Origin of the sequence: Actinomadura rubrobrunea NBRC 15275 (assembly GCF_001552235.1) — a bacterium.
Lineage (GTDB): Bacteria > Actinomycetota > Actinomycetes > Streptosporangiales > Streptosporangiaceae > Spirillospora > Spirillospora viridilutea.
On record NZ_BCQU01000010.1, the window covers coordinates 67,278 to 79,351 of the forward strand.

Annotated in this window: 8 protein-coding genes; all 8 read right to left on the reverse strand. The window is 73.1% G+C overall.

Features of this window, described 5'->3' with window-relative positions:
• Positions 1 to 75: 75 nt before the first annotated feature.
• Positions 76 to 1,440, reverse strand: a complete 1,365-nt coding sequence (locus AR3_RS05020) for an MFS transporter (RefSeq protein ID WP_067909127.1) — start codon at positions 1,438 to 1,440, stop codon at positions 76 to 78.
• A gap of 58 nt (positions 1,441 to 1,498) precedes the next feature.
• Positions 1,499 to 3,871 carry a cytochrome P450/oxidoreductase gene (locus AR3_RS05025; RefSeq protein WP_083950948.1) on the reverse strand — a complete coding sequence of 791 codons (2,373 nt, stop codon included), beginning with the start codon at positions 3,869 to 3,871 and terminating at the stop codon, positions 1,499 to 1,501.
• Positions 3,872 to 4,188: 317 nt separating this feature from the next.
• Positions 4,189 to 4,872 carry an IclR family transcriptional regulator gene (locus AR3_RS05030; RefSeq protein ID WP_067909131.1) on the reverse strand — a complete coding sequence of 228 codons (684 nt, stop codon included), beginning with the start codon at positions 4,870 to 4,872 and terminating at the stop codon, positions 4,189 to 4,191.
• A 217-nt stretch (positions 4,873 to 5,089) separates the two neighbouring features.
• Positions 5,090 to 7,081 (reverse strand): ATP-binding cassette domain-containing protein, encoded by a 1,992-nt coding sequence (locus AR3_RS32770; RefSeq protein ID WP_106258540.1) that lies wholly within the window; start codon positions 7,079 to 7,081, stop codon positions 5,090 to 5,092.
• Positions 7,078 to 8,070 carry a Nif11-like leader peptide family natural product precursor gene (locus tag AR3_RS05040; protein ID WP_067909134.1) on the reverse strand — a complete coding sequence of 331 codons (993 nt, stop codon included), beginning with the start codon at positions 8,068 to 8,070 and terminating at the stop codon, positions 7,078 to 7,080. The genes AR3_RS32770 and AR3_RS05040 overlap by 4 nt, the downstream gene beginning before the upstream one ends.
• A gap of 6 nt (positions 8,071 to 8,076) precedes the next feature.
• Positions 8,077 to 11,283, reverse strand: a complete 3,207-nt coding sequence (locus AR3_RS05045; protein WP_067909137.1) for a type 2 lanthipeptide synthetase LanM family protein — start codon at positions 11,281 to 11,283, stop codon at positions 8,077 to 8,079.
• 86 nt (positions 11,284 to 11,369) lie between these two features.
• Positions 11,370 to 11,609: a cinnamycin family lantibiotic gene (locus tag AR3_RS05050; protein ID WP_067909139.1), complete on the reverse strand. Its 240-nt coding sequence runs from the start codon at positions 11,607 to 11,609 to the stop codon at positions 11,370 to 11,372.
• A gap of 35 nt (positions 11,610 to 11,644) precedes the next feature.
• The gene (locus AR3_RS05055) at positions 11,645 to 12,028 is read right to left on the reverse strand and encodes a DurN family substrate-assisted peptide maturase (RefSeq protein ID WP_067909142.1); all 384 of its coding nucleotides are present in this window, start codon (positions 12,026 to 12,028) and stop codon (positions 11,645 to 11,647) included.
• Between the last annotated feature and the right edge of the window lie 46 nt (positions 12,029 to 12,074).

The window sequence follows — 12,074 nt, forward strand, 5'->3', positions numbered from 1 at the left end:
GTCGCGGCTGGTTCCCGGCGCCGCCCTGCTGGGCGGCGCCGGGGGCTCGGTGCGGGGACGGGGCGGGAGGGCGCGTCAGCCGACCCGGTCCAGGTCGACGCCCTTGGTCTCCCAACTCGTGATCACCGCGACGAAGGTGATCGCCATGGTGACCACCAGGTAGCCGATGACCATGCCGACCCCGAAGCTGTTGACCAGCCACACCGCGATGAACGGGGCGGGGGCGCCCGCGAAGATCGAGGAGCCCTGGAACACCAGCGAGGAGCCGGCGTAGCGGTACCGGGTCGGGAACAGCTCGGCGATCCAGGCGGCCTCCGGCCCGGCCAGCATGCCGTGGGCGAAGGCGCCGACGCACACGCCGATCCACAGCAGCGGCAGGCTCTCGAAGTGCACCAGCCAGAACAGGATCGGGGCCCAGACCACCAGCACGCCCGCCGGCACGAGCATCGCGGTCTTGCGGCCGACCCGGTCGGACCAGCCGCCGCCGACGATCATCCCGACGAACTGGAAGATCGAGGCGAAGGTGACCACCAGCGTCACGTCGCCGCGCTCGAACCCGGCGTACTTGGTGGCGTAGGCGATGATGAACACCGTGTAGATGTAGAAGGCGATGTTCTCGCCGAGCCGCATGCCGAGACCGTGCAGCACGGCCCGCGGCCGCGACAGGGCCTGCAGGACGCTGGACCGCTTCGTCTCCCGGTGACGCCCTGCGGCGGCCTTGCGCGCCTGCTCGGCGGCGCGCTGCGCCTCGCGGAACACCGGCGACTCGTCCAGGCCGCGGCGGATCCAGAACCCGATGACCAGGAGCGGCGCGGCCAGCAGGAACGCGATGCGCCAGCCCCAGGACTCGAAGTCGGCGTCGCTCATCGACATGCCGAGCACGGTGACCACCGCGGCGGCCAGCACCGTGCCGGCCGGGGCGCCGGCCTGCGGCCAGGCCGTCCAGAACCCGCGCCGCCTGGGCTCGCCGTACTCGCTGACCAGCAGCACCGCCGCGCCGAACTCGCCGCCGAGCGCGAACCCCTGCACCAGGCGCGCGAGGACGAGCAGGAACGTCGCGGTGATGCCGATGTCGTGGTGGGTGGGCAGCAGGCCGATCGACACGGTGGCGGTGCCCAGCATGAGGAAGGTCACCACGAGCATCGGCTTGCGGCCGAACTTGTCGCCGAGGTGGCCGAACACGATGCCGCCGAGCGGGCGGGCGAAGAAGCCGATCCCCTGGGTGGCCAGTGCCAGCAGGAGTTTGACGAACCCGTTGTCGCCCGGGAAGAACAGCGGCCCGAGGACCGTCGCCGCCATCACGCCGTAGATGGCGAAGTCGTACCACTCCAGGACCGCGCCGGCCATGCTGCCTGCCAGGAGCCGGGGGAACCCGCGGCCGGGGGTCCCGCGGCGGCTGTCGGCGCCTTCCGTGCGGGCGCTTGCCACATCTGATGCCATTGGTGTTCCTTTCGATCTCCGAGGCCTGCTCCTCGCCCCCCGGAGCGAAGCCGCCGCGTCAGATTCGGAGCGTGAGCGCCTTGCCGCAGGCGCGTGAGCAGCACGTCATCATCCGGTCGCCGCGGGCGCGCTCGGCCTTGGTGAGCACGAGGTCGCGGTGGTCGACCTCGCCCTCGGCGACGGGCACCTCGCAGGTGCCGCACAGCCCTTCCTCGCAGTCGCTGGGCACGTCGACGCCGGCCGAGCGCAGCGCCGCGAGCACGGTCTGGTCGGCGGGCACGTGGACGGTGACGCCGGATTCGGACAGCCGCACGTCGAAGGCGTGCTCCTTGGTCGGGTCGAGCGTGCCCGCGTCGGACGTGAAGTGCTCGACGCGCAGCGCGTCCTCCGGCCAGTGCCGGGTCGCTTCCTCGAGCGCGTCGAGCAGCCGCTGCGGCCCGCACGCGTAGACGAGGACGCCCTCGGCGGGCTCGGCCAGCAGGGCCGCGACGTCCAGCCGGGTGCCCTCGGCGGACCGGTACACGGTGAGCCGGTCGCCGTGGTCGCGGGCGAGCCGGTCGAGGAAGGCCATCGTGTCGGTCGACCGGCCGCAGTAGTGGATCTCGTAGTCGCGGCCGGTGCGGCGGGCGTGGTCGGCCATCGCGATGATCGGGGTGATGCCGATGCCGCCGGCGACGAACACGTACCGCCGCGCGTCCGGGTCCAGCCGGAAGTGGTTTCGGGGGCCGCGCAGGCGCAGCACGTCCCCGACGGCCAGGCGTTCGTGCACGTAGCGGGAGCCGCCGCGGCCGTCGGTCTCCTTGCGCACCGCGATCTGGTAGCAGGACCGGTCGTCGGGGTCGCCGCAGAGGGAGTACTGCCGCGAGTACTCGTCGAACAGCAGGTCCACGTGCGAGCCGGGCGACCACTTCGGCAGGAGCCTGCCGTCCGGGTCGGCCAGGGTGATCCGCACGATGCCGTCCGCCTCCCGGTCGATCCGGCGCACGGTCACGGTTCGCGGGACGCCGCGCCGGGTCGACCCGCGCAGGTCCACCTCCAGGCGCCGGTCCAGGATCGACGGGTCGGTGCGCTCGGGGTTCTGTTCGGGGTCCCACTGGACCCACAGGTGCTCGGGGCCGCGGAAGGAGGTGTTGGGCAGGTAGGTGAACTCCTGGTCGGGGACCAGCCGCATGTGCGGAAGGCGCGTGGTGAACTCCTGCAGCATGATCTGCATTTCCATCCGCGCCAGGTGCTTGCCCAGGCACTGGTGGGAGCCGTAGCCGAACGACAGGTGCCCGCCGGCGGTGTCGCGGCGGATGTCGAGCGCGTCGGGGTCGTCGAACTGCCGCTCGTCGTGGTTGGCGGAGGCCTGGACGATCAGCAGTTTGGCGCCCTTGGGGATGGGCACGCCGCCGATCTCGGTGTCGGCGGTGGCGATCCGCCGCCACGCCACGATCGGGCCGGAGAAGCGCAGGCACTCCTCCACCGCGGCCGGGATCAGGCTCGGGTCGGCGCAGATCTCCTCCCACTGACCGCGGTTCTCCAGCAGCAGCCGCAGCGCGTTGGTCGTGGCGAGGGCGGTGGTCTCGTGCGCGGCCACGATGCCGGCCATCATCATCGAGTGCAGGTAGGAGTCGGTGATGACGTCGGGCATCTGCGGCTGCTTGCGGATCCCGTACGGCATCCACCCGGGGCCTGAGGGGTCCCGGCGCATCTTCTCCAGGACCTCGCCGGAGTACTGCCAGAACTTGCCGACCGCCTCGGCGACCGCCACCTGCTCCTCGGGCGAGGGCCGTCCCCAGGTGTTCACCGTGTGCGCGACGGAGTAGCGGCGCAGCGTGGCCATGTCCTCCTCGGGAACGCCGAGGAAATGCAGCGCGACGGTCAGCGGCACCTCGAACAGCATCTCGCTGACGAGGTCGACCTTGCCCGCGTCGATGAACCGGTCGACGTGCTCGCGGACGAGGCGGCGCACCAGCTCCTCGTGGTGGGCGAGCTGCTCGGGGGTGAACGGCTCCTGCAGCGCCCGCCGGCGCAGCATGTGGGCGGGCTCGTCCTCGTTGACGAGGGTGCGGTTCATCGCGTAGCCGTGCGCCTTCAGCACCGCGTTCGCCTCGTCGGAGAACGGGGTGATCTTCTCCAGGGCGATGGACGGCGAGAAGGTGACGTTGTCGCGGAAGACCGCCTTGACGTCCTCGTAGCGGGTGACCACCCAGTAGCCCAGTTCCGGGCTGTAGAACACCGGTTCCTTCTCCCGCGCCCACCGCAGCGCGCCCGCGGGGTCCTCCAGGTACGCCGGGCCGAACGGGTCGAAGGCGGCCGCATCGGCGGAGACGGGCCGTCCGGTCGGGTCCAGCCGGGAGTGGTCGACCGGGCAGCCTCCCGCGCGTGCGGAGGCGGCGGTCGCGGCGTTCTCCGGGGCTCCGGCTGCGGGGGACGACACTGAGCCCATGTACTCTCCTCGCACTCAGCGCAGGGCGTTTACTTTTATCGCACACCTATGTGCGATAAGCGAGACTGAAAGACCAGTGCAGAGTAAGCTGCGCCACATTGACGGGTCAAGAGGCCCCCGCCGCATGACCGCCCGGTCGTACGCGAGACGGTCCGGGAGCCCGCGAACGCGACCACAGGAGCGCAAGCGAAAACGGCCCGCCGTCGCCGTGCGGCGGCAGCGGGCCTGCTCAGCCGGGTTCCTTGACCGGACGGATGGACTGGTCGATCGGGGCGGGGCGGCTCCGATGAGAGTCCGATGAGAGACGGTCGGGTCTGTCAGCCGGTGACGAGCCGCAACAGCCGGCGTGCGGCGTCCGTGACGGCGGCCGCCGCGCGGTCGATGTCGAGGCCTTCGGTGGAGACCACGCCGACGCTGCGTTCGATCACCGTGCCGGGTTCGACGTTCTCGGGCACGCCGATGCCCGCCGCCACGCCGACCGCGCCCTTCTGCAGCTCGCCCCTGGTGACGCAGTAGCCGTCCCGGCGGGCCTTCCGGACGGACTCGGGGTCGCGCGGGCTCTCCGGGCGCGCCGCCAGGATCGCGATGCCGGACGCCCCCTGGGTCAGCGGGTGCCTGCTGCCCACCCGGTAGCCGACGCTCAGCACGGCGTCCCTGGGCTCGGCCACCATGACCGCGACGCAGGTGTCGCCCTCCGCGGCGGCGATGAAGGCGGTCGCGTGGGTCTGCTCGGCGAGCTCCTCCAGCACGGGACGGGCGCCGCGCATGAAGTGCGGTTCGAACCGCGAGGCCAGCACCGCCGCGCCGATGCCGAGCCGGACCCGGCCGTCGGCGGCGCGGGTGACGAGCGAATGGGCCTCCAGCGTGGCCACGATGCGGTAGCAGATGGCGCGGTGGACCCCCAGCTCCTTGGCCAGGTCCGCGACCGAGATGCCCGCCGGGTTCCGCGATACGACGTCCAATGCGCGCAGACCGCGATCGAGCGTCTGCAGCGTGCTCATCCCACTCCTCGTCCCAGGGGTCGCCTTAGATGATCGCACAGGGGTGTCGCCGGGGGCCGTCCGGCTCCCGCCCGGCCCGCCGTCGAGCGGCGGGCCGGGCGAAGCCATGAGCGCCGACGGCGGCCGGGACGCGCGGACTCGGGCCGGCCGGCTCATACCCTCGGCGTCTTCGACGCGTCACGTCCGCGCGGACGCGGCGGCGCCGGGCCGGGCGGGCTCAGTCGGAACGGGAGAAGCGGCGGGCGGCCGCGGCCAGGCAGAGCAGGCCGCCGACGGTGATGGCGCCCCATTCGAGCGGCACCGAGGGGTGCCAGGGCCCCACGCTCAGCTGCTGGAACAGTTGGGCCGGAGGGTCGGGCAGGAAGGCCGCGACGGTGCGGCGCATGCCGTCCACCGCATAGCTGAGCGGGTTGATCAGGGCGAGCGCCGCCATCCAGCCGGGCATGGCGGCGAACGGGAACATCGCGCCGGACAGGAACGTCAGCGGCGCCATCACCACGGTCAGCGCGGTCCCGAAGGTCTGCGGCCGGCGCACCAGGCCGGCCGCGAGCACCCCGACCGCCGTCATGGCGAGCGCGGTCAGCGCGATCTCCACCAGCAGCAGCGCGTACAGGCCGAGGTGGAAGGGGACGCCGATCGGGGCGGCGGCGGCGAGGAGGATCGCCGCCTGGCACGTGGCGACCGTGGTCCCGCCCAGGCACTTGCCCATCAGCAGCGTTCCGCGCCGGACCGGGCTGACGAGCATCTCGCGCAGGAAGCCGTTCTGGCGTTCCCACAGCATCGACGACCCGACGGCGACCGCCGGCCCCTGCGCCGCCATGACCAGGATCCCGGAGAAGAGGAACAGCTGGTAGGCGGGTCCGCCGGACGCGGGCAGCAGCCCCGCCACGCCGGCGCCGAAGATGAACAGGAACAGCAGCGGCTGCAGCAGGGAGACGGCGGTTCCGGTGCGGTCGCGGGCGAAGTGCAGGATCTCCCGCCGCCAGATCATGCGCAGGGCCCGCAGCTCGGCGCGCCATCCCCGCGCCTCGGGCGCGCCCGGCGCCCGCGGGGACGGCGGGACGACCCGCGTCCGCCGCTTGCGATGCCGCGGGCCGGACGGCGGGTCGCATGTCAGGCCGCCGGAGCGCGCCGCGCCGCTCGCCGATGGCGGGACGCCGGCCGGGCGCATGGCGTCTTCCGGCGACGGGACCGGTGGCGCCGCCAGGGCGTCGGCCTGCTGGGAGGCGGCCGAGGCCGGGGAGGTGCCGTCCTGGATCCGGTGGCCGGTGTAGTGGAGGAAGACGTCGTCCAACGTGGGCGGGACGACCTTCGCCTCGTAGACGGCGACGTCGAGCTCGGTGAAGAGCCGCCGCAGGACGCGGGTGCTGTCGGCGGCGCGCAGGGACAGCCCGCGCGGTCCGGCGGTCACGGGCAGGCCGAACCGGTCGCGCAGCAGCCGCGCCGCCGCCGCGTCGTCGGCGGTGCGCAGGTCGATCCGGTCGGCGCCGACGACGGACTTCAGCTGCGCGGGGCTCCCCTCCGCGACGATGCGTCCCCCGTCGATGATGGCGACGCGGTCGCACTGGTCGGCCTCGTCCAGGTAGTGCGTGGTGAGGAACAGCGTGATCCGCCGGCTGCGGCGGATCTGCCGCAGGTGGTGCCACACCTGGGCGCGCGCCTGCGGGTCGAGGCCGACGGTGGGCTCGTCCAGGAACAGCACCCGGGGACGGTGCAGCAGCGCACGGGCGATCTCCAGGCGCCGCCGCATGCCGCCGGAGAAGGCGCGCACGAGCCGGTCGCGGTGGCCGGTCAGACCGACGACCGCCAGCGCCTCATCGATGCGGGCGGGCACCTGGGCGGAGGGGACGTCGTACAGGTCGGCGTGGAAGCGGAGGTTCTCGGCGGCGGTGAGGTCGCCGTCCAGCGTGGCCTCCTGGAAGACCAGGCCGATGCTGCGCCGCGCCCCGGCGGGGTCGGTGCGCGCGTCGTGCCCGGCGATCTCGATCCGGCCCGACGACGGGGCGGTCAGCGTGCAGAGCATCGCGATCGTCGTCGTCTTGCCCGCGCCGTTGGCGCCGAGGAAGGCGAAGCTCTCCCCCGGCGCCACCGTCAGGTCGATCCCGTCGACCGCCGTGACGTCGGCGTACCGTTTGCGCAGGCCGACCGCGCGGATCGCCGGGACGGCGGACCCGGCGGGCAGCGGCGGCGAGGCGTGCCGCAGCGTCACGACCGCTCCGGCAGGCGCTCGGCCCAGTGCTCCGGCACGACGAAGCCGAAGCTCCACCGGTGGCGGTCGGTCGGGTTGACGATGCAGTGCCACAGCAGCCGGTCCGGCTCCTGCTCGATCTTGAAGAACCGGACCATCCGGGGCCGTTCGCGCAGGGTGACCAGCTCGCCGGTGGCGGGGTTCTGGTAGCGGAAGAACGAGGTGTGCTCGGGGTCGGCGAACTCGTCGTCGACGTCCACGATGTACATGCGCCAGCCCGGCTGGTCCTCGTTGGTGTGCCAGAGCCGGTAGGAGGACGGCGGATACCACATGCTGCCCGAGAACCGGACCTCGGCGCCGAACACCTCCTCCAGCGCGGCGACGACGCGGGTCTTGGCCGCCAGATAGTCGTCGTAGCCGGGGTGCGCGACGTGCTCGTCCAGGTTGATCAGGTGGAAGTCGCGCCGGACCCCGCCGGCGCCCCCGGCGTCGTCGGCCTCCTCGGCGGCGACCCGGTCGCGCCAGGCCCGGTATTCGGGACCGGACGGCGCCAGGGACGTCGAAGCCAGGTCCTCCTCCCGGAAGGCCTCGTGGAAGCGGGCCAGGTCGACCGTGGGCGGCTTGATCTTCAGGCGCGGCAGCTCATCGATGATCGGGGCGAAGCCGGGGAGCTCGTCCAGGTCGTACTCGTAGTGGTAGACCCGGCCCGCCGCCGGTTCCGGACGGTCAGCGTCGCGCCGGTCGCCGACGTCGCACCGGTCGTCGACGTCGCGCCGGTCGTCGACGTCGCGCCGTGCGTCGGCGTCGCGCGGGGCGGCCGCCTGCCGCCGCGCGGCCTCGGCGGCGATCTTGGCGGACGCCGCGCGGAGGTCGCCGACGGTGAAGTCGTAGCCGTCGGCGCGGGCGAGCCGGATCACCTCCTCCACCCCGGTCAACGCCTTCATCTGCTGCCGTATCCGCGGGTCTTCCGCGGCGACACGGAGAAAACGGGTGCAGGACTCGACGGACATCGCGGGTCACTCCTTCACAGGGCTGGGCGGGTCGAGCAGCAGGACCGACGGGGTGCTCTCGGGCCGGGCCAGACGCAGGAAGTGCATGCCGAAGCCCGCCAGGCCCAGCATCAGACCGGGGAAGAAGCCCGACTCAGGCCCCGGGCGCGCGTCCTCCAGGTTCCGCCACTGGGTCTGGGCCTGGACGTTGGCCTCCATGCGGAAGGCGGGCTCGCCGCTCAGTTCGGCGAAGCGCACGAACAGCTCGGCGTTGCCCGAACGGCCGTGGCACAGCGAGTCGTTCATCAGACGCGGGAAGCCGCGCATCGTGGCCGTGAGCGCCTGGCGCGCCTCGTGCAGCAGGGCGTCGTCGTCCTTGCCGAGCAGGGCCCAGCTGTGGATGCGGGTCAGGCCGATGCCGGCGGCGCCGTTGCACCAGGCGTTGGCGTAGTGGCGCCCGTTGCGGGACCAGCCGCCCGCGACGCGCCGCAGGTCGTACCAGTCCTGTTCGTCGTGGTCGAAATGGCGGGCCTCGTAGGCGAAGGCGCGCCGGCCGGCGTCGACGCAGTCCGCGCGGTCGTCCCGGCACCCCAGCATGATCAGCGTCCAGCCGATGCCGCCGGCGCCGTGGGACAGGCCGGTCAGATTGGCCGTCACGGCGTCCGGCTCCGGGCTGGGCCACGACAGGGTGTCGCCGTCGGCCTGCGCGTGGCGCAGCAGGTGCGCGGCGCACCGGCGGGCGTGCCGCAGGCCGTGGCCGCCGGTGGCGTCGGCGAGCCCGAGCAGGACGGGGATGAGCCCGGCGACGCCGTGGAAGACGTCGAGGTGGCGGTCCCGGTCGATCAGGTCGGCGGCCTCGTCGGCGAGGGCGGCGGCGCGGTCGAGCAGCGCGCGGTCGCCCCACAGGCGGTGCAGGTGGGTGAGGAGGTAGATCAGCCCGCCGAGGCCCGAGAACACGCCGATGCGGCCGCGGTCGCACGTGTCGAGGGCGTGGGCGAGGGCGCGCTCGGCGGCCCGGCGGAACTCCGGCCGCGGGTCGGCATCGTTGAGGTGGGCGAGGAAGAACGCGATGCCCGCCGACCCGGTGTACAGGTCGCCCTCGATGTCGACCTCGGACTTGCCGTCGCCGGTGACGATGTAGGACGTCCACGGCGCGCGGCCGGGTTCGCGCAGCATCCGGCACAGCCGCTGCCCGACGGCGCTCGCCTGCTCCAGGCAGGTGGCGGCGAACTCGGGGCTGGTGACGTCCCCGCCGGACAGGCCCGCGGCGATGTACTGGTCCTGCTGGGCCCGGTTCCGCGCGGACAGCCGCCGGATCCGCGCGGCGGCGTGCTCCAGGGGCGTGGTCTCCAGCGCGGCCGCCACCTCGTTCCGGTGGTCGTGGACGAGCCGGTCGCCGCCGGCGTCCACGGTGAACATCGGCACGTCCAGCCGCCACATCGACGCCAGCTCCCAGGGCGGCAGCACGCCGTCCGCGTCCCAGTTGCGGGGGAACGTGCGGACCGTGGTGACGAGCAGGTCGACCTCCAGCGGCTCCCGCAGGCACTTGGGGTGGCGCGCGGCCATCAGCAGCTGCGCGTAGACCTGCGTGCTCCAGTTGATGAAGCGCACGCGGGTGCCGGAGAACAGGCCGGTCACGCACTCGACGGCGCGCTCGGGCCGGTCCTGGAACCACCGGTAGACGCGGTCGAAACCGGCTCTGATCGCGTCGGTGAAGTCCTCGGCGCGGGTCAGCTCGTCGCCGAGGAAGACCCGGTTGGGCGCCCCCGGTTCGACCTCGACGCCCCGGCGGTGCGTGACGCCCGCCTCGAAGGAGAGCCGGCGGTCGCCGACCTGCGGCACCGGCATCGGCAGCCGGTAGGAGACGCCGCCGGAGTAGCCGCTGAGCCGGATGCCGGTGTCGTCCGCGGACGCCGTGGGCCATTCGATGAGACCGGTCTTGAAGACCGAGTCCATCAGCGTGCCGGACGGCCGCGGCTGCCCCTTGGGCGGCGCGCCGAGCACGGTCTCGCAGTCGCAGATGAACGCGTGGCCGTCGGCGACCATGACGTTCTCGAAGTGCAGGTCGCCGCCGCCGAGGATGTAGAAGATCGCCAGGTAGCCGCCGAGCTCGGCGTACACGTGCTCGGCCTGGTCGCGCGTCTCGACCCGGTTGCGCCCGGACGGGATCAGCGCCTCGTAGCCGTACCCGTCCCTGGGCAGCACCGCCCGCGTGGCGTAGTCGAGGACGCCCTCGTCGCGCAGCCGGGCCAGCAGCTTCTGCAGCGCGGCCTCGCCCCGGACGCAGCGCGGCTTGTAGACGAACGACGCCTCGGCGCCGTCCGCCAGGGTGACCTCCACGAACGCGACGCTGCGGGCGCCGGCGTGCATGTCGGAGCGGCCCGGCCGGACCGAGCGCACCCGTTCGATCGGCCGTCCGAAGAACGCCTCGGCGACCGCGTCGGCGTCGGCGCGCAGCCGGGCGATCATCTCGCGGCCGTGCCCGGAGAGCAGGTCGGTGACGTGGGCCAGCCAGCGTCCCAGGACCGGGAACTCCAGGTAGAAGCGGTGGTAGGACTCCGCGTCGGCGAACGTCTTGTCGAGGTAGGCCAGGTAGTCCTCCTGGGTCGCCCGCGCCGGGTCGATGCCGTGCAGCGCGCAGTGCGCCTTGGCGTCGGCCTCCACCGCCCAGGCCAGCGCGAGTTCGAACCGGCCGAGCAGGTGGGCCTGGAAGTCGGACACGACCCGGGCGTCGATCACGGGCGCGGGCCGGTCGGGCTCGGCGGCCAGCGCCTCGCGCAGCCGCCGGCCCAGCTCGGTGAGGAACGGTTCGCAGGCGATGGCGAGGCGGCCGTAGTAGGCGTCGAAGTCGCGCCAGTCCGCCTCGGCCGACCGGTCGCCGGACCGCTCCAGCCCGCGCAGCGCGGCCTGGTACGTCGGCAGCCAGTCGGCGTGCAGGTCGGTGAGGATCCGGCCGAGGCCGTCGTCGCGGCCGGTGAGCGCCAGCTCGTGCCGGCGGTAGTCGGTGAGCAGCCGGGTCAGCGAGCCTTGGGTGTGCCGGGCCGGGCCGGCGCGCCGGGTGCTCTCTTTGTGGAAGCGCTCGGCGAGCCTGGCCGCCAGCCGGTCGATCCGCCACCGGTCGAGGTCCGTGAGCGGCGGCGCGCCGTCGGGCGGCCCGAGAGCGGCGACGACCTGGGCCTGTTCGGAGAGGTTCGCGGCGCGGGCCGCGATGTCCAGGGGGAAGAGTGGGGTCACGCGGGGTTTCCTCGCTCCGTCGGTCCGCACGGGCCGGTGGGCCGACGGCGGCGGCCCACCGGCTGGTCGTCACATCGGGGAGGCGGCTACTTCGTGCCGCCGTCGCAGATGATCGTGAACGGGCCCGCGCTGCAGCTGGTGGCGCAGGCGTACACCTCGACGGCGGCCACGCCCTCGGTCCAGAAGCCGAGGGCCTCCTCGTCCAGCGGCTCCACGGAGGCGGGGACCGCGCCGGCGGACACCCCGAACGCCTCGGGGGACGCCAGCACCTCGGCGCGGACCTCGGCGTCGGCGGCGGCGTGGCGCAGAACGCTGCTCGGTGACATCGCTTTTCTCCTTTGCTGTCGTGGACCCTGCCGTGCTACTCGACCAGCGCGGTCACCAGGCGAATGCCGAGCTGCCGCTCGACGTTCGCGATTTCCGCGATGGCCGCGTCCATTGTCGGTTTGTCGTTCTGCCAGGCGATCAACTCCTCTTCTTCCGGGGAGATTCCGTCTCGGATCCAGAAGGATTCGAGCCATTCCTTGGTGGCCTGGGGGTGCAGATCCGTCACCGGCGTGACGCGCGCCAGCAGCGGTTCCTCGTGCAGGGACAGCGCGCGCCGGAGTATTTTCTGCATCGCGCCGTCGGGCGGCAGCAGCGAGCACAGCAGCATCAGGTGCTGGATCTGGCGGACCGTAGTGATCGCCCGGTGCTTGGTCAGATCGCTCGGCGGTTTCGGTCCCGTGCCCTTGAGTGCTCCCATTCGCTTCCCCTCGTCGGACGGCCCGGCCCGCGGAGAGCGCGGAGCC